19 protein-coding genes and 1 CRISPR repeat array are annotated in these 19,969 nt (G+C 29.6%); of the genes, 13 read left to right on the top strand and 6 right to left on the bottom strand.

The annotated features are described in order from the left end of the window. The first annotated feature begins 2 nt into the window (after nucleotides 1-2). From cas5b to cas2, 5 genes are all read left to right on the top strand, one after another. Complete coding sequence (gene cas5b / locus ABDZ93_RS05985) at nucleotides 3-776, top strand: type I-B CRISPR-associated protein Cas5b (protein WP_343824617.1); 774 nt, start codon at nucleotides 3-5, stop codon at nucleotides 774-776. A 112-nt stretch (nucleotides 777-888) separates the two neighbouring features. Beyond that, on the top strand, nucleotides 889-3,462 hold the full coding sequence (cas3, locus tag ABDZ93_RS05980) for a CRISPR-associated helicase Cas3' (RefSeq protein WP_343824615.1): 2,574 nt from the start codon (nucleotides 889-891) through the stop codon (nucleotides 3,460-3,462). A gap of 9 nt (nucleotides 3,463-3,471) precedes the next feature. Then, nucleotides 3,472-3,966 (top strand): CRISPR-associated protein Cas4, encoded by a 495-nt coding sequence (cas4, locus tag ABDZ93_RS05975; protein ID WP_343824614.1) that lies wholly within the window; start codon nucleotides 3,472-3,474, stop codon nucleotides 3,964-3,966. A gap of 9 nt (nucleotides 3,967-3,975) precedes the next feature. Next, nucleotides 3,976-4,974: a type I-B CRISPR-associated endonuclease Cas1b gene (cas1b, locus tag ABDZ93_RS05970; protein WP_343824612.1), complete on the top strand. Its 999-nt coding sequence runs from the start codon at nucleotides 3,976-3,978 to the stop codon at nucleotides 4,972-4,974. A 1-nt stretch (nucleotide 4,975) separates the two neighbouring features. Next, complete coding sequence (cas2, locus tag ABDZ93_RS05965; protein ID WP_343825127.1) at nucleotides 4,976-5,266, top strand: CRISPR-associated endonuclease Cas2; 291 nt, start codon at nucleotides 4,976-4,978, stop codon at nucleotides 5,264-5,266. Nucleotides 5,267-5,439: 173 nt separating this feature from the next. Next, nucleotides 5,440-7,044: direct repeats of the CRISPR family, unit length 30 nt; unit sequence GATTAACTTCAACATGAGATGTATTTAAAT. A gap of 147 nt (nucleotides 7,045-7,191) precedes the next feature. Here cas2 and ABDZ93_RS05960 read toward each other — a convergent pair. After that, entirely contained in the window at nucleotides 7,192-7,422 is a 231-nt protein-coding gene (locus tag ABDZ93_RS05960) for a BhlA/UviB family holin-like peptide (protein ID WP_343824611.1), read from the bottom strand. 189 nt (nucleotides 7,423-7,611) lie between these two features. Here ABDZ93_RS05960 and ABDZ93_RS05955 point away from each other — a divergent pair, with 189 nt between their 5' ends. After that, nucleotides 7,612-8,910, top strand: a complete 1,299-nt coding sequence (locus ABDZ93_RS05955) for a hypothetical protein (protein WP_343824609.1) — start codon at nucleotides 7,612-7,614, stop codon at nucleotides 8,908-8,910. Nucleotides 8,911-9,023: 113 nt separating this feature from the next. On the opposite strand, the gene ABDZ93_RS05950 is transcribed toward ABDZ93_RS05955, so the two are convergent. Beyond that, nucleotides 9,024-10,046, bottom strand: a complete 1,023-nt coding sequence (locus ABDZ93_RS05950) for a branched-chain amino acid aminotransferase (protein ID WP_343824607.1) — start codon at nucleotides 10,044-10,046, stop codon at nucleotides 9,024-9,026. Nucleotides 10,047-10,272: 226 nt separating this feature from the next. Between ABDZ93_RS05950 and ABDZ93_RS05945 the strand changes: the two genes are divergently transcribed. Next, entirely contained in the window at nucleotides 10,273-10,488 is a 216-nt protein-coding gene (locus tag ABDZ93_RS05945; protein WP_343824605.1) for a heavy-metal-associated domain-containing protein, read from the top strand. A gap of 149 nt (nucleotides 10,489-10,637) precedes the next feature. On the opposite strand, the gene ABDZ93_RS05940 is transcribed toward ABDZ93_RS05945, so the two are convergent. After that, on the bottom strand, nucleotides 10,638-10,907 hold the full coding sequence (locus tag ABDZ93_RS05940; RefSeq protein WP_343824604.1) for a hypothetical protein: 270 nt from the start codon (nucleotides 10,905-10,907) through the stop codon (nucleotides 10,638-10,640). Between the two features lie 284 nt (nucleotides 10,908-11,191). On the opposite strand from ABDZ93_RS05940, the gene ABDZ93_RS05935 reads away from it, so the two are divergent. Both ABDZ93_RS05935 and ABDZ93_RS05930 read left to right on the top strand, forming a co-directional pair. Further along, nucleotides 11,192-11,488, top strand: a complete 297-nt coding sequence (locus ABDZ93_RS05935) for a hypothetical protein (protein ID WP_343824602.1) — start codon at nucleotides 11,192-11,194, stop codon at nucleotides 11,486-11,488. Between the two features lie 99 nt (nucleotides 11,489-11,587). Continuing rightward, the gene (locus tag ABDZ93_RS05930) at nucleotides 11,588-12,514 is read left to right on the top strand and encodes a hypothetical protein (RefSeq protein ID WP_343824600.1); all 927 of its coding nucleotides are present in this window, start codon (nucleotides 11,588-11,590) and stop codon (nucleotides 12,512-12,514) included. 124 nt (nucleotides 12,515-12,638) lie between these two features. Here the strand turns inward: ABDZ93_RS05930 and ABDZ93_RS05925 are convergent, their stop codons facing one another. The 3 genes from ABDZ93_RS05925 to ABDZ93_RS05915 form a co-directional block, all read right to left on the bottom strand. Continuing rightward, nucleotides 12,639-13,307, bottom strand: a complete 669-nt coding sequence (locus tag ABDZ93_RS05925) for a RusA family crossover junction endodeoxyribonuclease (RefSeq protein ID WP_343824598.1) — start codon at nucleotides 13,305-13,307, stop codon at nucleotides 12,639-12,641. A 140-nt stretch (nucleotides 13,308-13,447) separates the two neighbouring features. After that, a complete protein-coding gene (locus ABDZ93_RS05920; protein ID WP_343824596.1) occupies nucleotides 13,448-14,005 on the bottom strand; it encodes a chromate transporter in 558 nt (185 codons plus the stop codon). Between the two features lie 11 nt (nucleotides 14,006-14,016). Beyond that, a complete protein-coding gene (locus ABDZ93_RS05915; protein ID WP_343824594.1) occupies nucleotides 14,017-14,580 on the bottom strand; it encodes a chromate transporter in 564 nt (187 codons plus the stop codon). 114 nt (nucleotides 14,581-14,694) lie between these two features. Between ABDZ93_RS05915 and ABDZ93_RS05910 the strand changes: the two genes are divergently transcribed. From ABDZ93_RS05910 to ABDZ93_RS05895, 4 genes are all read left to right on the top strand, one after another. After that, entirely contained in the window at nucleotides 14,695-15,576 is an 882-nt protein-coding gene (locus tag ABDZ93_RS05910) for a LysR family transcriptional regulator (RefSeq protein WP_343824592.1), read from the top strand. A 311-nt stretch (nucleotides 15,577-15,887) separates the two neighbouring features. Then, entirely contained in the window at nucleotides 15,888-16,928 is a 1,041-nt protein-coding gene (tsaD, locus tag ABDZ93_RS05905) for a tRNA (adenosine(37)-N6)-threonylcarbamoyltransferase complex transferase subunit TsaD (protein ID WP_343824590.1), read from the top strand. 414 nt (nucleotides 16,929-17,342) lie between these two features. Continuing rightward, entirely contained in the window at nucleotides 17,343-17,906 is a 564-nt protein-coding gene (gene ahpC, locus ABDZ93_RS05900) for an alkyl hydroperoxide reductase subunit C (protein ID WP_343824588.1), read from the top strand. Nucleotides 17,907-18,098: 192 nt separating this feature from the next. Continuing rightward, nucleotides 18,099-19,760, top strand: coding sequence for an FAD-dependent oxidoreductase (locus ABDZ93_RS05895; protein WP_343824587.1), 1,662 nt, complete (start codon nucleotides 18,099-18,101; stop codon nucleotides 19,758-19,760). Nucleotides 19,761-19,969: the final 209 nt, after the last annotated feature.

Here is a 19,969-nt window from a genome sequence, read left to right as displayed (position 1 = left end):
ATATGGATGCCATCAAGTTTACTTTAAGAGGAGATACAGCGTTTTTTAAGAAGCCAGATGTTAATAGTTATTATTATTTTACCTATGGATGTATTCATAAGATAGCTTTACTTGGAATCTTTGGAGCTATATGTGGATATAGAGGGTATAATTCAATGAAAAAGGAAGATATATATCCTGAATTTTATAGTAAGTTAAATGATTTAAAGATAGGGATTGTGCCACTAAATACTAAAGGATATATAAATAAAAAAGTACAAACTTTTAATAATTCAGTAGGCTATGCATCAAAGGAACAAGGTGGGAATTTGATAATAAAGGAGCAATGGTTAGAAAATCCTAGATGGGATATATATATATTACTTCAAAACCATAATGAAGTTGCAGAAGCGTTAGCAGAGGTAGTGTCTACACTAAAATCTAGACTATTAGAATCTCAGTTTCAATATATTCCGTATTTAGGTAAAAATGATCACATTGCAAATATAGAAGGTGTAACCTTAGTAGAACATATTGAGAAAATAAATAGTGCTGTTGATATTAGAAGTATATTTAAGAAGAGCAACTTTCTCTTAGATAATTATGAAGATCCATTTGAAGATGAAGATGATGACCAAGAACCAATATGGAAATATGAAGAGAAGTTACCTTGTTCCCTCGAAGAAACAACTAATAAGTATGAATTAGAAAGCTTTGTATGTACTAATTCTAAGGTGAAACAAGTTAAAGAAGGCTTAGTTTATAGGGTTAATAAAGAAAATATATTTTTCTTTTAATAAGTACCTTTGTATTAGTATAAAACTTTAGATGTTAAAGGAGGGGGAACCCTCCTTTAATAATATAAATAGCAGCAATGGAATAAAATAAAAAGCTAGGAGAATGAAGATTGTGTATTTTAATAAGGATAAGAGGTTTAAGTTAGAAGACTATGTAAATTCTTCTTATAAGTTTTACGCTCACATTAAGGAGAAAGAAGGAAATTTAAAGAAAAAAGAAACTTTAGAGGAGCATTTAACTTTAGCAGAAGAGAATTTATATAGAATAGTTAGGGAAAAGAAATTAAAGAGTATCTTTATAAATATGGAAGATAAAATTTTAGGTAGAGATATATCTTATGAATTAAGGGAACTTTTTAGAGAAATGATATTAAATTTAGTGTTTATCCATGATATAGGAAAGATAAATCCATGTTTTCAATTAAAAAAGATGAATAATAATTTAGGACTTAATGAAGCGGTGGCATCAAATTATTCTAATCATTCTATGCTATCAGCAATTATTTATATGGACTATTATTATAAAGTAATAAAGAAATTAGACAAAGAAAATCAAAAGCTATTTATACCTATTATGCTAATGAATAGTTATATTATATCTAAGCACCATGGAAATCTGGATTCTTTTAAGGCATTTTCAGATAGGCTTATAGGTGTAGATGGTGAGGGATGGAAGTTAATACAAGATAATTTCACTATAATAGAGGATATATATTTAACAGAAATAACTATTACAGAAAGTAAAATAAGGAATTCATTTAAAATTTATGATATTTACATTAATAAAATAAATAGCGAAGGTAAAATAATTAACTTTATATATGAAAAGCTAATATTTTCACTATTGCTTGCTTGTGATTTTTACTCAACAACTGAATTCATGACAGGTAACAGCATAAATTCTTTAGGTGAAATGAATGATATAGACAAGTTCTATGATGTTTATAAGGACACTGAAGTTATGGCATGGATAAGAAAGTATGAGAAAGAAGAACTTGGAAAGGTAACGGATTTCGCACAGGTTAAGGATATAAATATTTTAAGAAATGAAATGTTTTTAGAAGCAGAGAGAGTTTTAGAGGGAAATTTTGATAGTGGTATTTTTTATTTAGAGGCTCCAACAGGTGGGGGAAAGAGTAATATCTCAATGAATTTGAGTTTTAAACTTATAAAAGAGAATACGAACCTTAACAAAATATTTTATGTATATCCTTTTAATACATTAGTAGAACAAAATATTAATAATATTAATAAAACCTTTGGAGAAAACTCTGACCTTATTCAGCAAGTGTCTGTTATAAATTCATTAGTTCCTATAAAGAAGGTATATAGGAATCAAGATGAAGAAAAAGTGAATTATGATGAGTCAGTATTAAATAGACAGTTCCTTCATTATCCAATGGTATTAACAACTCATGTCAGTATATTTAATTATTTATTTGGAGCTGGAAAAGAAGACTCATTTCCGTTAATTCACATGACTAATAGTGTAATAGTCCTAGATGAGATTCAAAGCTATAAAAATATACTATGGAAAGAAATAATAATGTTTTTAAAAACTTACTCTGAATTATTAAATATTAAGTTTATTATAATGTCTGCAACTCTCCCAAATCTTAATAAGCTTGTAAAAACAGAAGAAAATACAGTTAGACTTATAAAAAACTCATTTAGATACTTTCAAAGTCCAGTATTCAAAAATAGAGTAGACCTTGACTATAGTTTATTAGAATCTGTAGATATTAAAGAGGAGCTATATAAAAAGGTAAAAGAGATATCAAGTTCTAATAATAAGAAGATAGTAGTTGAGTTTATAAGTAAGAAAAGTGCTTATGATTTTTATGAAAGATTAAAAGAAGACTTTGAAATACTTCCAGAGACACTATTAATAACAGGTGATGATAATTCTATAGATAGGGAGTTGGTGCTAAATAAAATTAAATCTAGGTATAGTGTAATATTGATTGCTACTCAGGTAATAGAGGCTGGAGTAGATATTGATATGGATATTGGATTTAAGGATATATCAATTTTAGATGGGGATGAACAATTTCTAGGTAGAATAAATAGATCTTGTAAAAAGGATGGATCAAAAGTTTATTTCTTTAATTTAGATAAAGCAGATACAATATATAAAGGGGATGTAAGAAAGTATGAGAAATATACTTTGATTAATGATGAGATGAGAGAAATACTTAAAAATAAAGAGTTTAGTAAGTTTTATGATAATATTCTCAAGGAAATTATAGCAAATACATCACAATGTAATGATGGTAATATAGAGCGTTTTTTAAATGAAAAGGTAGGAAACCTTGAGTTTAGTGAAATAGAGAAAAGGATGAAGTTAATAGATGATGATAAAGATGAAATAACATTATTTTTAAGTAGAGTAATTGAAGACAAAGATGGAACTTTAATTTATGGTGATGAATTGTGGTATGAGTATAAAGCTTTGCTTAGAAATGAGGAAATGGAATTCTCTGAAAAAAAGGTAAAGCTATCTGAAGTGAGAGCTAAATTAAATTATTTTATATATAAAATAAGAGGAGCTAAGGGTTTTACCTATGGAGATAAAATTGGCAGTAAAATAGGTGAAATATATTTCATAGGAGATGGAGAGCGATTTTTCAAAGATGATAAGTTTAATAAAGAATTGTTCAAAATGGGTATTGGAGATTTTATATAGGAGAAAGATATGAAAGTTAATGGAACATTGATTAATTATTATTTTCATTGTAAGAGGCAATGCTGGCTTCATGGAAATAGATTAAATCTAGAAGATAATAGTGAAGTAGTAAAGATAGGAAAAGCTATTCATGAAGAAAAGGCCGAACAAGGGAAAAATACAGAGTTAACAATAGATAATGTAAAGATTGATAAATTAACTAATGAATATCTAGTAGAAGTTAAAAAGTCAGATGCAGATGTAGAAGCATCAAAGTGGCAGCTATTACTTTATCTAAAAATACTAAAAGGAAAAGGTATAGATAGAAAAGGAAAGCTAGAGTTTGTTGAAAAGAACAAAAGCAAAAATAAAACTTTATATGTGGAACTGGATGAAGAATCAGAAACTAAGTTAGATAATGTAGTGAAATCTATAGAAGATTTGATTAATATGGAAGAAATACCAAGTGCAATTAATAAGCCTACTTGCAAAAAATGTGCTTATTATGAGTATTGTTATATTTAGGAGGAGGAAATGGGGAGTACACGATATATAACATCTATGGGAGAGTTAACAAGAAAAGATAATTCTCTTTGTTTCAGGAAGGATGGAAAAAATGTCTATATTCCAGTGGAAAATACCACTGAGATATATTGTTTAAATGAAGTAACTATTAATACTAAATTATTAGACTTCATTTCAAGTAATAACATAGTGATTCACTTTTTTAATTATTATGAAGGTTATAGCGGCACTTTCTATCCAAAGGATAAATACAATAGTGGAAAATTACTTATAAAACAGGTAGAAGCTTTTAATAATAATAGACTTATTATAGCTAAATCCATAGTAAGAACTATTGGAGTAAATATAAGTGAAGTATTATATCATTATTATAAACATGATAAAAAAGAAGTAAAAGGCACCATTGACTGGATAAGAGGTGACTTTAAAGTTAGAGTAGATAATGCTCCAGGAATAAAAGAGCTTATGGCTGTAGAAGGAGAGGTATGGCAAAGGTTTTATGGAGAGTTTAAAAATATTTTGCCAGAAGATTTTATACTGAATAAACGCGTAAAAAGGCCGCCAGATAATCCTATAAATGCCCTTATATCCTTTGGTAATTCTCTTCTTTATACTAAAACTATTTCTGGAATCTATAGAACACATCTAGACCAAAGGATAAGCTTTTTACATGAACCTTCAGAAGGAAGATTCTCCTTAAGCTTAGATTTAAGTGAAGTATTTAAACCAGCCATAGTCTATAAGACTATATTTGAACTTGTTAATAATAAAAAACTGCAGGTATCTAAGCATTTTGATAAAAAGGTTAATTATTGTTTACTAAATGAAGAGGGAAGAAACATTTTTATCAAGGCCTTTGAGGAAAGACTAGAAAGTGTATTTATTCATCCAAAACTTAAAAGAAAGGTAAGTTATAGAACTGCAATAAAATTGGATGCTTATAAACTAATAAAGTTTATAATGGAGGATAAAGAATTTACTCCATTTAATCTAAAGGAAGGTGTTTAATATAGCTAAAAATTTAAATTACAATTATGCATTTTTATTTTATGATGTAAATGAGAAAAGGGTAAATAAAGTCTTTAAGGTGTGTAAGAAATATCTATCACACTTTCAAAACTCTGTTTTTAGGGGAGAACTTACACCATCTAAATTGATATTATTAAAAAAGGATTTAAATAAGATAATAGATGAGGATGAGGACTTCATATGCATAATAAAACTTATGAATGACAATGTATATGGAGAAGAAATATTGGGTAATCAAAGAAATAATACGGGAGAAGACCTAATTATATAATTTACCAGGTAAATTATCATATTAATTTATAAAAGTCTAGTAGTTTCAATAGCTTATACTAATTTTAAAAATATATATCAATAAAACAAATTTGGCTGGTAAAATATTTTAGAACCTTGATTTTACAAGGAGTTTAGAATATATTTATTTTAGAGAATGGCTTAATTACAATGGATTAACTTCAACATGAGATGTATTTAAATATCGAAAACGAGGGTGAAAAGGCTGTAAATGGTGCTGATTAACTTCAACATGAGATGTATTTAAATGAAAGTAATGCTATTAAGAGATTTATTACATCTCAAGATTAACTTCAACATGAGATGTATTTAAATTGCCATACATCTTGTTAACATCTGCGGTTTCTCTTAGATTAACTTCAACATGAGATGTATTTAAATGGTAAAGGTCGAGGCGGAGATGAAGGTACAAATACGATTAACTTCAACATGAGATGTATTTAAATAGGCTAATTACCATAAAGTTTATACAGTTGCTAAAGATTAACTTCAACATGAGATGTATTTAAATCAAGTTGCAGTACCTTATAATCCTGTTAATAATACTGATTAACTTCAACATGAGATGTATTTAAATATTTTGATTTTGACATTTTGCCAGGTAAGGGTAATAGATTAACTTCAACATGAGATGTATTTAAATAGCTTCTCTGCAATTCTTTCTTCGTTGTATCGTTCGATTAACTTCAACATGAGATGTATTTAAATGTTCCTAAGGATAGTAATTTTTATAGTGAAATCAAAGATTAACTTCAACATGAGATGTATTTAAATTTGATAGTTGAAGGATACTTAAGAGCTGATAGAGTGATTAACTTCAACATGAGATGTATTTAAATACACTTTGCATCCCCCCATACAAATATTATACAGGATTAACTTCAACATGAGATGTATTTAAATCATTATTGTGATGGAAATTTATTCTTAAAAATTTCAAGATTAACTTCAACATGAGATGTATTTAAATGCCTTTATTGTTATACCATTTTTAATATTATTTGGATTAACTTCAACATGAGATGTATTTAAATGACGAAATAGCCAAATAAGAGGCTGGGGTATTATTGATTAACTTCAACATGAGATGTATTTAAATAGTTGTTTGTGGATTGCCAATAAATCAATATAAGTCCGATTAACTTCAACATGAGATGTATTTAAATGAAACAGTTCTATTGTAATTATTCTGAATATCCTTTGATTAACTTCAACATGAGATGTATTTAAATTAATAATACCTCCATATTAAACCTTTTTAAATTTGTATGATTAACTTCAACATGAGATGTATTTAAATTTTACAGTATTTTTTGTTGTGCTATATTCATCTTTGATTAACTTCAACATGAGATGTATTTAAATGAAACTAATAGAATATACATAAGTCAAGAGGCAGGAGATTAACTTCAACATGAGATGTATTTAAATACTATAAAAGCATTTTCCATCTGTAGTAATCTATAAATTAACTTCAACATGAGATGTATTTAAATTTGCTAAAAATGGAGTTTCTGCATAGAATGTGAATGATTAACTTCAACATGAGATGTATTTAAATAAGTGTAGTAAATGTCGTAATAAATTTTCTGCTTCGGATTAACTTCAACATGAGATGTATTTAAATATGGATATTTCTACGAAAATACTGATGATTTAACGCGATTAACTTCAACATGAGCTGTATTTAAATCGTAAAATATTCATGGCATGAATACTTTTTACAAAGATTAACTTCAAGATGAGATGTATTTAAATAATAAAGATGATCATATAACAGTTAAGTCTTACAGGATTAACATCAACATATAGAATTGATGGCATAAAAGAGGAAATACATGAAAAAGTAGACTTAACTTAATAACAAATAAGCCAATGGCACCTTTAATGCCATTGGCTTAACTTTTATTTATTCTTTATAATATGCTGTTTTATATCTTCAACATCCTTTTTTACATCTTCTATTAAGCTTAATTTATCTGTTATTTTTGATATTATCTCTTGATAGTTCTTTTCCCTTTCTTCTTGCTTTTCATCTCTTTTTTCTTGAGCTTTCAATATATAGAACAGTAGAAACATGCTGAGTACTGCCCATATACCTTGGGATAGAGCTATTTTCAATATTTCAGCTTCCATTTACTTTAATACCCCCCCTAAATTTAATTAGGATATTATTTAAACTTTTACTCATGTTCAAAATATCCCTTAATACTATATATGCAGCTCTATTTGTTTATGCAATTTGTATGAGGTCAATTTGTATTGAGCCTGACCCCATCCATTCCGAATTTATGGTAAAATTATAGGTAAGGAAGGGGAGTTCTTATGAAAAAATTATTAATTCCAGTAGATGTAGTTGCAGTTATACTATTTAGCTTTTTAAGTTTTTATCAAGTAAGAGTAGAAAAAGACTATGCTCAAGGGTTCTCCAATAATTTAGGTGAACTTGCTAATTATATAAATCCTGTTGAAAAAAAGAAGTTATATGAACTGTATGAAGAGATACATACAATTGAAAAACAGAAATTAGAAGATGGAATAAGTGATAGGAGTGAAAGAGAAGAGCATTTAAAATTACAGTTTAATAAAAGATTAGATAAACTAACAGAAAAATATATTAGGAGGCTTTTAAGCGAAAATGAGATAGAACTAATAGATGATAGTATGTACGAAATAAAAGCTGTTGAAGATGAAGAAAAAGAAGCGCTAAATAATCAATATAGCGAAAAGATTATAAACGATTTAAAAGATTATATAAGTAGTGATGATTATGAAAATATAATAGATTTAGTAGAAAGATTTAAAGCTGGGGAGGATTTTGACTTTGAATGTGACATAGGCAATATCTTTAACAAATATAACGAGTTAGATTCTCAAATGATTATAGGGCAAATTATACAGCCTAAAGAGATAAAGGGTGTATTTAAAGTGAATGAAGACCTTTCTATAAGTTATCAGCCAATCAAATTATTGACTCCAGAGAAGCCATCAGAGGAAGTTATAAAAGAAGCCAATGCTATATGGAGTAAGATTAAAGAAATACTTCCTGAAGATGAAATGAAGCACTTTGAAGAATTTACTATTTTTTCTGATGGTGAGTATGACACATTGGCTTATGTAGCAGTAATGGAAGATGATTTATTAAAATACAATTTAAGTATAGATTATAAAGATGTGAAAAATGAGGATAATGAATTTAGAGTAACAGTAATACATGAATTTGGACATGTACTCACTACTAATGGAGAAGAAGTAGAGTATACAGAAAGGGTGGATCCAAATTATTATTATGAAGAGGGGTATTTATTAGCTAAGGAAAACTCTTATTTAAATGAATTTTACAAAAGATACTGGGCTGATATTTATGAAAATTTAATTATGACTGATATGTCAGAAGAGCCAGAAGAAGCTAAAAGTTGTTTTTATATGAGACACTTAAATGATTTTGCAAACCAGTATTGTTCTACATCTCCAGCAGAAGATATTGCAGAATCCTTTGCTTTATTTGTATTAGAAGACAAGCCAAAGGGGAATACTCTTCCAGAGCAGAAAATAAGATTTTTTTATGAGTTTGATGAATTTGTGAAAGTTAGGAAAGATATAAGAGAAAAGCTAAAGCTTTAAAATATTTAAGGAAAAAGTTTTAAAGGTTTTGGTATTATGCTACAATTTATGTTGTTCATTGAATATAAAAGAGGCTCACCATAATTTTTCTATGGTGAGCCCTAAATATTTTATTAAATTTCTACGTTGAATATCCATCCTTCTGGTGCTTCTACATCACCAGCTTGAATTCCTAATAAAGTCTCATAAAGTTTTTTAGTCATTGGACCAACTTCTGTTTCACTGTAGAAAACGTGTTTATTTTCTTTATGTTGAATTGCACCGATTGGAGTAATTACAGCTGCAGTACCACAAGCTCCAGCTTCTGCAAATTCGTCTAATTTATCAATTAGTACATCTCTTTCTTCTACTTTCATACCTAAGTTATGTTCAGCTATATATAATAGAGATCTCTTAGTTATACTTGGTAGTATAGATGGAGATTTAGGTGTAATAAAGGCACCATCTTTAGTTATTCCAAAGAAGTTTGCAGCACCTACTTCTTCAATCTTTGTGTGGGTTGCTGGATCTAAATAGATACAATCAGCAAATCCTGCTTTAACAGCTTCTGCATGAGGTAATAAGCTTCCAGCATAGTTACCGCCAACTTTAGCAGCACCAGTTCCCATAGGAGCAGCTCTGTCAAAGTCAGAAGTTATGAAGTTAACTGGAGCCATTCCACCTTTGAAGTATGGACCAACTGGTGTAACAAAGATTCCAAATATATACTCACTAGCAGGACGAACACCTACATTGTCGCCTACTCCTATTACGTAAGGTCTAAGATATAGTGTTGCACCACTTCCATATGGTGGAATAAGTCTTTTATTTGCTTTAACAATTCTTCTGCAAGCATCTAAGAAAAATTCTACTGGTACTTCTGGCATTAAAACTCTTCTACAGCTTTCATTTAATCTTTTAGCATTTTGGTCAGGTCTAAATAAGCATACTTTTCCATCTTTATGAGTATATGCTTTTAACCCTTCAAAACATTGTTGTCCATAGTGCAAACATGTTGAACCTTGGCTAATTGTTATTTTATCATCCTCAACTAAGTTTCCTTCATCCCATTGTCCATCTTTATAATGAGAAATAAAATTAAAATCTGCTTTTAGGTAATTGAACCCTAATTCTTTCCAATTAAATTCTTTTTCCATTACCAAATCTCCCCCTATTAAAATTAACTTTTTATTTGTTGTTTTAAAATGTCTGGTTAACATAATCCTCTATTTTCTCCAATGAAATCGTATACTTTATTATGTTTAAAAAATTTAGAATTATGTGCCTATAATACTATACTAACACTTTTAATTATTTTATCAATAATTTTTCATTAATATATTCATACTATGTATATGCTAAATAATGAAAGGGGAAATAAAAATGAAAAAAAGATTAACAGTTGAAGGTATGACTTGTGGACAGTGTGTTAGTAATGTGAAAACAGCGCTACAAGGAGTTAATGGGGTTAATAATGTAGATGTACATCTAAAATCTCAAATTGTAGTTGTTGATGGAACAGACTCAGTTGAAGATAGACAAATGAAGTGTGCTATTGAAGATGCAGGTTATATAGTAGAAAAGATAGAACAGGCTTAATTTGAAAAAGTAATGAAATACCTTTTACCTTTAAAAAATGCTTTTGCTGAACTTTAGGCAAAAGCATTTTTTATTTAGCATATTCTTAATAAGTTAATATAAGGCATCTTAATTTGAAAGTTTTATTAGGATTTACATATTACTGTAACTTACCCCATAGATACATCAATTACTTTATCTACATAACCATCCAGCCCTGACTTTGCTAGTATAGTAAAAGACTGTGGTGAATTGCTTGAAATTTTAGCACTATAAGCTTCTGCACCATCTGAATCTAATTGTCTAGCTCTATTTATAGTTATTTTATTTTTATCCGCAACCCTATAATTCTCAAGAATACCTGCAACCCGATTTTCTAATTCTCCTGTTGGGCATTCAAGTATTTTTATTCTGTCAATTGCTCTGACTAGGTTTTCCATAGATTTTTTCCTCCGTTATTTTATTAAAAAGTCTATTGTAAATCGTAATTAGTATTTCCTATAATGCCTTGGTTTATAAATGAGCTTTAATAAAGGAAGTATGGTAGAATTATAGAATAATTTATCAGTAAATATTTTGAAAAGACATGGAGAGTTCTTATTGGCTAGGGGAGTTAAGTTATAACTAGAAGATGATCCTGGCACTTATATTTTAAAAATCCAATTGAAATCTGCAATTGTATTTAGCAAAACAACAAAATATATTATAGATTATGAGAATAACCATGTCAGATATAAGTACTATTATTATTGCATTTGTAATTGCAGGTGCACTCTTAGGAGTTGAATATTTTCTTGGTAAACAAAAGAACTTTTTATTAGGAGGGATTATACCTTTAATATCAGTGATTTTTGCAATATGTGTGTTTAAATTTACAAAACTAACACTTAGCTTTAGAAATTTATTTCCATTTCTCATAATGACTAATATGTTATTGGCAGAATGGGAATATGGACGTAAGAGATACAAAAAAGAAAAAGAAGCTGAACTAGATAAAATGAAAGCTCAAGATATAGATTAATTATATTAACCATGGGGTATAACTCTATGGTTATTTACATATTGTAGGAAAAAATATATAATTTAAATGATTATATAAATATAGTAAAGGAGTAAAATAATGTTAGATCAACGTGGTTTGAAATCTGTAAGAAATTTTTCAGTAAGTATGTTGCTAATAAGTATAGTAATTAATACACTACTTGTACTTCGATACTTTGGATATGATGTTAATATAATTCAGGATTTAGGATATGAAATTAGTATAATTCAAAAAATAAATATAAAAAATTATGTTCACTTTTTCTTTTTTATTTTTGTGGCTACTGCAATTGGAAGCGCATTAAATAGGGCTGAAGATATATCCCAAGAGGCTAAGGATGAGATTAGGCTTAAAATGAGATTAATGCAATTAGGCACTGCTTTTTTCATTTTATATATTCTTTTCTCAGCATTAGTAATAAAGGAACTATATTTTATTATAGCTGGATTTATAATGTTGGGTATTTATGTAAATGTAATATTCATTACAGAGAAAATCATAGTGTTAGGGCTTAATGACTATCAAATGAAGTGGTGTGCAGCAGTAAATGGTACAAGCTATGACGTAGAAGGAAGTAGTATACTTTGGAGATTTAAACTTTGGTTTATGCCTATTGAAAAAGTTCCATTTAATAAAAGAAGCATTGGATTATATAACATTATTCTTATGTTAATATTTGGATATTTTATATTAGAAAGTAAGAAACATGATATATTCAAGATTGTATTTTTAATAATTGCAATTATAGAGTTTTTTTCTCTTATAGAGTATATTTTAGGACTATATACATCTTTAACAGGTATATGCACTGGGATAACAGAAGCATCTGAAAGTGAAGATAGAAGGGAGTATTGGACTGTATATGTTACTGACTTTAAAAATAAAAGAGAAATTACCTATAGAACTTATTGTTATCCTTATGTTTATCGAGGTGAAGAGGTTAAAGTTGTTCATGGGATGTTTTCTAAACGAGTAATCCTTGTTAATGGTCGAACTATTAAATAAAATTAAGGGCTTTTGTAAGATATATAACTAATCTTATATAAAATGTTGAGCATGTACTTTAATAATATAAGTGCAGGCTCAATATTTTTTAGATTAATTTATCTTGCGAAAGCCCTTGTGTTTTTTAGAATAGTTTTTTAAAGCAGCTTTTACAGATCAAAGTTTTTCCTTTATTACAGGACATGATGTTATCTTTTGAGACTTCCTTTAGGCAAAGTTCACAGATTTGTCTAGAGCTTTTACTGGAAGAGAGGTTGATATCTTCATGAGAAAGCTCTTTGCATAAACCTGAGGCATTATAGCCATCTATGGTTTTATTTTTTTTGTTGCTAGGAGGTTCATAATTTATCATAGGTCTCTTTTCTTCTAGTTTAACTATTTTATAATCCATGGCATAGGAGCTTTCTCCAAAGAGTTCAAGTTCAAACCGTGGATTTTCTTTATCATAAAATTCTTCTATAATAAGTCTTCTTACTTGGGCATCATTTATGATGAGACCACTTTTTTCAACACCATCCAAAATGCTTTTAGTTATGTTGTTTGTGTCTGGATGACGTTTTTCACTTTTATAATAAACCTTAAGGACAGCTATAAGGGCTTCTGTTAAGGTTATACTTGGGTTTTGAACCCTACATTCGTAGGCTATTTCCTCTTCGTATAGTGCATATCTATCATGATATTTTCCGGAGTTATATGGTAAAATAGCTCTATTGCTGCTATTAAAAAGTTTAAAGTTAGATTTAGAAATTGGTGATCCCTTTACCACAACTTTAGCATAGTTAACATCTTTCATCTTAATTCCTCTTTCTATGATTGTGTGATTAATTGTAGATTTAAAATAACTTCATTAAATAAGTATTATTATACCATAAGAACTGATGTTTGAGTGAAACAAAAATATTTTAGTTAGAGGTTAGATTATTTTATATAATTTTAAAATAGTATTCCTGCAGTGCCTGAGAGTATTATTGCTACCATAGGGTTTAGTTTAAACTTTCTAAGTAGAAAGAGACAGATTGCAAAAATAATTACAGATTTTATTTGAAGACTCATTTTTACTAAATTCCATGTTGAGGTTCCTAGGAAAGAAAGCATTAATATAGTACCAGCAGAAGAAGCGATAAGTCCTATGGAAGCTGAACGAAGTCCTTTTAAAATATTTGAAATATTTTTAGACTTATCATGACTCTGAAAAAATTTATATAAAAAGAGAGAGATGAAAAAGCCAGAGATAACACATCCTAAGGTAGCTACAATGGCACCGGAAATTCCGTTAATTTGAATTCCTACGAAGGTGGAAGTATTAACGGCTAATGGACCAGGAGTCATTTGAGATATGGTAATAATATCTGTGAATTCTTGCATAGTAAGCCAGTTATATTTCTCTACTACTTGCTCTTGTATTAAAGGAATAGTTGCATATCCACCGCCTATACTAAAGAAGCCTATTTGTAAAAAGCTAAGAAAAAGTTTAAAAATAGAGTTATACATAAACCTTCCTCCTAAAATTTATTTTTAAAAATGAGACAAAGGATAACGCAACTTAATAGAATAACCATAACGTTTATATTAAAAATAAAACTAGCTATGAAAACTACAGGAATCATTAAAGAAAGTAAAGCATTTTTTTCTTTTGTAACAGTCTGAATCATGGTTACTACTAAATCTACAATCAAAGCGGCAACTCCTGCTTCCATTCCCTTTAAGATAGATGAAATAGTGGCATTATCACGGAAAAAGCCATAGCAGGTAGAAATTAAAGATAGTATTATAAGTGGAGGAAGCACAGCAGAAATACAGCTAATAACAGCACCTAAAAAGCCAGCTATGCGATATCCTGATAATACTGATAGATTTACAGCTATGGCTCCAGGAGAAGACTGAGCTATTGCTGCCATATCTAGTAACTCTTCCTCACCAAAGTATTGTTTTTTCTCGACAAAGTATTTACGAATCATAAGAATTACTACATAACCTCCTCCAAAGGTGAATGCACTAATGAAGAAGTTAACTCCAAAAAGCCAAAGGCAAGTTTTATATTTTGAATTCTTATTTAAATAATTCATGGAATCCCCCTTTCTCTAACTTACACAATTATATTACTTGTACATAGATAAATAAAATGATAAAATTTTATGAAATACATTACTAAAAAGTAATGTAAAGGGGTGAGATTTATAATGAATTTGAGGCAGATGTATATTTTCAAAGAGGTATGTGAAGAGTTAAGCTTTACTAAGACAGCAAAAAAGTTATATATGACACAACCAGCTGTTTCTCATGTTATAAATGATTTAGAAGAGGAGATAGGTGGAAAACTTTTTGAACGAATCGGGAGGAAAATCTATCTTACAGGAACTGGTGAAATACTACTACATAAGGTGATACGGATAATTGAACTTCATGAGGATTTAGAGAATGGTTTTAAAGACCAAGAGGAATTAGTAACTATTCGAATTGGCTCTAGCATTACTATCGCTAATTTCTGGCTCCAGAAATGGATTAAAGAGTGGAGGCAAAAATATGAAAGAACCCCATTAAAGATTCAAGTGGATAGTGCTGCTAATATTGAAGAAAAACTATTAAACAATGAAATAGATATTGCACTAATGGAGGGAGCTATTCATAATAAACAATTGATTAGCCATGAGGTTTCTTCTTATGAAATGTCAGTTATATGTTCCTCTAATCATGACTTTGCTAAAAGTGGAAGGTCAGAAATCACGGTAGAAGAGTTTGTCACGCAACCATTACTACTCAGAGAAAAGGGGTCTGCCATAAGAGATACCCTTGATAGTGCTTTATTACTTAAGCGTATTTATGTAGATCCTATGATGACAAGTGTAAATTCACAAGCTCTTATTCAGGCTGTAAAGTGTGATTTTGGAATAAGTGTTCTTCCAGATTTACTTGTTACTCAACAAGTTAAAGAAGGAGACATAGTAAAGCTAGCTATTAAAGATATGAGGCTTTTAAATTATAACTCTATTTGTTATCATCACGATAAGTATTTGTCCAAACCGTTGCAGTGGTTCATTGATTGTTGTATAAGAATTAAGTAAAAGATGTGTAATTAAAACTTAAAAAATGATAAAATGTATAAAGTAATCACATTTGTTGATATAATTGTTTAAATGTGTGGATATATTATTTTAACATGTGGATAAACAGAGTTCTTAGCTTCTTTGAAGCTTTAGAAATCGTTATCCAGGGACGTAACAGCTCTTAACTCCCACTTTTAAAGAAGATGGGCGTATTAGAGCTGGTAGTCATCGGATAAAAATGAAATGATAAGTTTAAGTTAGTACCTTAGGGGCAAACTTTTAATATAAACTTTCATAGTGTGTAAATTATTTAAAAGTAGGTGAAAAATATGAAAGAAGTAAATGAAGTAAAAGAAAATTTTAAAATACTTGCTATAGAGTCAAGTTGCGATGAAACAGCAGCTTCAGTAGTAGTAAATGGAAGAGAAGTTTTATCTAATGTTATAGCTTCTCAAATTGATATACATAAAAAATTTGGTGGAGTTGTACCAGAGGTAGCTTCAAGAATGCACATAGAAGCCATTAGTGCTGTGGTAGAAGAGGCACTTAGAGAAGCAAATTTAACTTTTCAAGATATAGATGCAGTGGGCGTTACCTATGGGCCAGGTCTTGTGGGAGCTTTACTTGTGGGGCTTCAATATGCTAAGGCTTTGGCATATGGATTAAATATTCCGCTTATAGGTGTAAATCATATTGAAGGGCATATAAGTGCAAACTTTATTGAACATAAGGATCTAAAACCACCTTTTGTTACTTTAGTAGTATCAGGAGGACATACTTTTATTGTTCATATGAAGGATTATGGTAGTTTTGAGGTTTTAGGAGAAACTAGGGATGATGCAGCTGGAGAAGCCTATGATAAGGTAGCTAGAGCTATTGGACTTGGATATCCTGGTGGACCTAAAATTGATAAGATTGCTAAAGAGGGAAATGAAAATGCCATTAAGTTTCCAAGGGCAAATTTCCATGATAAGACACTAGATTTCTCCTTTAGTGGAGTTAAATCAGCAGTACTTAACTACTTAAACTCTCTTCAAATGAAGGGTGAAAGCTACAACCAAGCTGATGTAGCTGCTTCCTTCCAAAAGGCTGTAGTAGATGTATTAGTTGATAATGCTATGAAGGCTTGCAAAGAGAAGCAAGTAGATAAGATAGCTATATCTGGAGGGGTTGCATCTAACTCTTATCTTAGAGCAAAGCTCATGGAAAGAGGAGAAAAGGAAGGGATAAAAGTTTTATTCCCAGCACCAATTTTATGTACAGATAATGCTGCTATGATCGGAAGTGCTGCTTATTATGAGTATAAAGCTGGTAGAATTGCAGATTTAACCTTAAATGCAGTACCAAACTTAAAATTAGGGCAAAGATAGATTAAAGAGTTTTTATAAAATCTTAGTTAGAAAGTGTTTATCCTATAAGGATAAATACTTTTTTTATTTATAAAAGTTTTATTATAAATGATATTATTACAATTTTTAGCAGAGTATAGTAAAGAGATTAGTTCTATTTCCTATACTACTAATAATTAGCTATTTATTATCCACTAACACCTAACAGACATATTAATGTTTTAAATCATAGTTTTATTTTACAATTTATAAGTTTAACTAGTAAACACTTAGCTAGAATACTAGTATTTTAAAGGGTTTTTACAAGGTAATTTAAAAAAGTAAAAAGTTTTTTCAAATAAGTGTTGACAAATTGTTTAATAATAATTATTATTAATTACATAGAGAGATGATAATATATATCAAATGAAAATAAATATCAAGGAGGCGTTTAAAATGTCATTAATAAATAAAAAAGTTTCAGATTTCAAAGTTCAAGCTTATCATAATGGGGAGTTTAAGGAAGTAACACTAGATTCAGTTAAAGGACACTGGTCAGTATTTGTATTCTATCCAGCAGACTTTACTTTTGTATGCCCAACAGAATTAGGAGAATTAGCTGATAACTATGCTAAATTCCAAGAAATTGGTTGCGAAGTTTACTCAGTATCTGAAGACACTCACTTTGTTCATAAAGCATGGGCAGATGCTTCAGAAACAATTGCTAAAATCAAATATCCAATGTTAGGAGATCCAACAGGTAAATTAGCTAGAGATTTCGAAGTTTTAATAGAAGAAGAAGGTTTAGCTTTAAGAGGTTCTTTCGTAGTTAATCCAGAAGGAGAAGTTAAAGCTTATGAAGTTCATGATTTAGGAATTGGAAGAAGTGCAGAAGAATTATTAAGAAAAGTTCAAGCTGCTCAATTTGTTGCAGAGCATGGAGATCAAGTTTGCCCAGCAAAATGGCAACCAGGTGAAGCAACATTAGTACCAAGCCTAGATTTAGTTGGTAAGCTATAATATTAATATTTAAATGTAATGGTGAATTAATAGGTTTATTAATTCACCATTACTTTAAAGTATTATTAAAGTTTTATTTAGATAAAACACAGATAAGATTTTAATAATCCTTTAAAAATATAATGTTTCAAATAATGTTTAAAAAGTAATGATGCTAAAAGGTAGCATTTTGAAAATAATAGGAGGATGAATGTGGATAAAATATATGATTTATTAGTAATAGGTGCAGGTCCAGCAGGACTTTCGACTGGTATATATGCAGGGAGAGCTAAATTAAATACATTAATTATAGAAAAAGCTGAATTTGGTGGTCAGGTAAATAAAACTTATGACATTTCTAACTATCCAGGAGCTAGAAATAGTAATGGGCCAAAGCTTATGGAAGAAATGAGACATCAAGCTGAAGATTTTGGTGTAAATTTTATGTCCGCTGAAGTATTAAGTGTTAGTTTAGATGGAGATACAAAGATTATTGAAACTGATAGAGGAGAAATAAAGGGAAGAGCTGTGGTGGTTGCAACTGGAGCTTCTCCAAGAAAGTTAGGTTTTATAGGTGAAGAAGAATTTACAGGTAGGGGTGTAGCCTACTGTTCAACTTGTGATGGACAATTCTTTGAAGGATTAGAGGTTTTTGTAATTGGAGCTGGATTTGCAGCAGCAGAGGAAGCAATATTTTTAACTAAGTTTGCTACTAAAGTTACGGTAATAGCTAGAGAGCCTGAATTTACTTGTGCAAAATCTATAGCAGATAAGGTTTTGGCACATCCTAAGATAGAAGTTAAATTTAATACAGAAATATTAGAAGCTAAGGGCGACAAGATGGTAAACTATGCTAAGTTTATCAATAATAAAACTGGTGAAGGCTTTGAATATAATGCTAAAGAGGAAGATGGTGCTTTTGGTATATTTGTATTTGTAGGTTATTCGCCACAAAGTGTTTTACTTAAAGGAATTTTAGACTTAGACAAGTTTGGCTATATAAATACTAATGAAAATATGGAAACTAATATAAAGGGTGTTTATGTGGCAGGAGACCTTAGACCAAAACAATTGAGACAAATAGTAACTGCTGTAGCAGATGGAGCTATTGCTGCAACTTCAGCAGAAAGATATATCATTGAATTAAAGGATAGGCTAGGAATAAAAGAGGAATATGAGCCTAAAAAAGTAGAGAAGAAAGCAAGTATTAAGACTAGTTTAGAGGAAGTTTCAAGAAAGAGTAAGCTTTTAAATGATGATTTAAGACTTCAATTAAAGGGCGTATTAGATAGATTAGAGGATGAAGTTACCCTTGTATCCATAGTTGACGAAGATAACAGTAAGTCCTTAGAGCTAAGAGATTTAGTATTAGATATCTCAGCCTTAGGAGAAAAGGTTTCTGCTGAAATTTATGTTAAAGGTGAAAATCTAGATATTGAAAGCAAAATAAATTCCGATAAATATCCTGTAGTTGCACTACTAGACAAAGATAAAAACTATAGTGGAGTTAAGTTCCATGGGGTGCCAGGTGGACATGAGTTAAATTCATTTTTGTTAGCTATATATAACCTTGGTGGACCAGGACAACAAATTTCAGAAGAGACATTAAAAAATATTAAGAATATCGATAAGGAAATTAACATTAAAGTATGTGTATCACTAGCTTGCCATCTATGCCCGGATGTAGTGGTATCATCTCAAAGAATTGCCATAGAAAATTCAAAGGTAGAAGCTGAAATGATAGATATTGCTAGCTTTAAAGATATAAAAGATAAATTTAATGTTATGAGTGTTCCAGCTATAATTGTAAATGATGATGACATTTATTTTGGCGCTAAAAAAATTGATGAGATAATAAAGCTTATAAATAAGTAACTAAGTAAAAAATATTTATTAAGAAAAAGTGCAATCTGAATGTCCCAGGTTCAATAAGGATGTTTTAAGTTCTTGAGATTTGCCGTAGGATTTTTAAGTCCTACGGCTTTTCTCTTGTCTTAAAATCTGCCCACAAAATTGAAATATACTTATGGTAACAGGTTCGGCGAGGTTTGTTAAGCTGGAGCGTGAACTACTTTCCACACTCC

Source organism: Clostridium subterminale, assembly GCF_039521425.1.
Classification (GTDB): domain Bacteria; phylum Bacillota; class Clostridia; order Clostridiales; family Clostridiaceae; genus Clostridium_J; species Clostridium_J subterminale.
The sequence above is the reverse complement of the archived record's forward strand: the minus strand, read 5'-3'. Positions and strand labels throughout refer to the sequence as shown.

Coding starts and splice junctions, on each gene's coding strand:
- cas5b (WP_343824617.1), top strand. CDS start 3: ATGGATGCCATCAAGTTTACTTTAAGAGGAGATACAGCGTTTTTTAAG.
- cas4 (WP_343824614.1), top strand. CDS start 3,472: ATGAAAGTTAATGGAACATTGATTAATTATTATTTTCATTGTAAGAGG.
- cas1b (WP_343824612.1), top strand. CDS start 3,976: ATGGGGAGTACACGATATATAACATCTATGGGAGAGTTAACAAGAAAA.
- ABDZ93_RS05960 (WP_343824611.1), bottom strand. CDS start 7,422: ATGGAAGCTGAAATATTGAAAATAGCTCTATCCCAAGGTATATGGGCA.
- ABDZ93_RS05955 (WP_343824609.1), top strand. CDS start 7,612: ATGAAAAAATTATTAATTCCAGTAGATGTAGTTGCAGTTATACTATTT.
- ABDZ93_RS05950 (WP_343824607.1), bottom strand. CDS start 10,046: ATGGAAAAAGAATTTAATTGGAAAGAATTAGGGTTCAATTACCTAAAA.
- ABDZ93_RS05945 (WP_343824605.1), top strand. CDS start 10,273: ATGAAAAAAAGATTAACAGTTGAAGGTATGACTTGTGGACAGTGTGTT.
- ABDZ93_RS05940 (WP_343824604.1), bottom strand. CDS start 10,907: ATGGAAAACCTAGTCAGAGCAATTGACAGAATAAAAATACTTGAATGC.
- ABDZ93_RS05935 (WP_343824602.1), top strand. CDS start 11,192: ATGTCAGATATAAGTACTATTATTATTGCATTTGTAATTGCAGGTGCA.
- ABDZ93_RS05930 (WP_343824600.1), top strand. CDS start 11,588: ATGTTAGATCAACGTGGTTTGAAATCTGTAAGAAATTTTTCAGTAAGT.
- ABDZ93_RS05925 (WP_343824598.1), bottom strand. CDS start 13,307: ATGAAAGATGTTAACTATGCTAAAGTTGTGGTAAAGGGATCACCAATT.
- ABDZ93_RS05920 (WP_343824596.1), bottom strand. CDS start 14,005: ATGTATAACTCTATTTTTAAACTTTTTCTTAGCTTTTTACAAATAGGC.
- ABDZ93_RS05915 (WP_343824594.1), bottom strand. CDS start 14,580: ATGAATTATTTAAATAAGAATTCAAAATATAAAACTTGCCTTTGGCTT.
- ABDZ93_RS05910 (WP_343824592.1), top strand. CDS start 14,695: ATGAATTTGAGGCAGATGTATATTTTCAAAGAGGTATGTGAAGAGTTA.
- tsaD (WP_343824590.1), top strand. CDS start 15,888: ATGAAAGAAGTAAATGAAGTAAAAGAAAATTTTAAAATACTTGCTATA.
- ahpC (WP_343824588.1), top strand. CDS start 17,343: ATGTCATTAATAAATAAAAAAGTTTCAGATTTCAAAGTTCAAGCTTAT.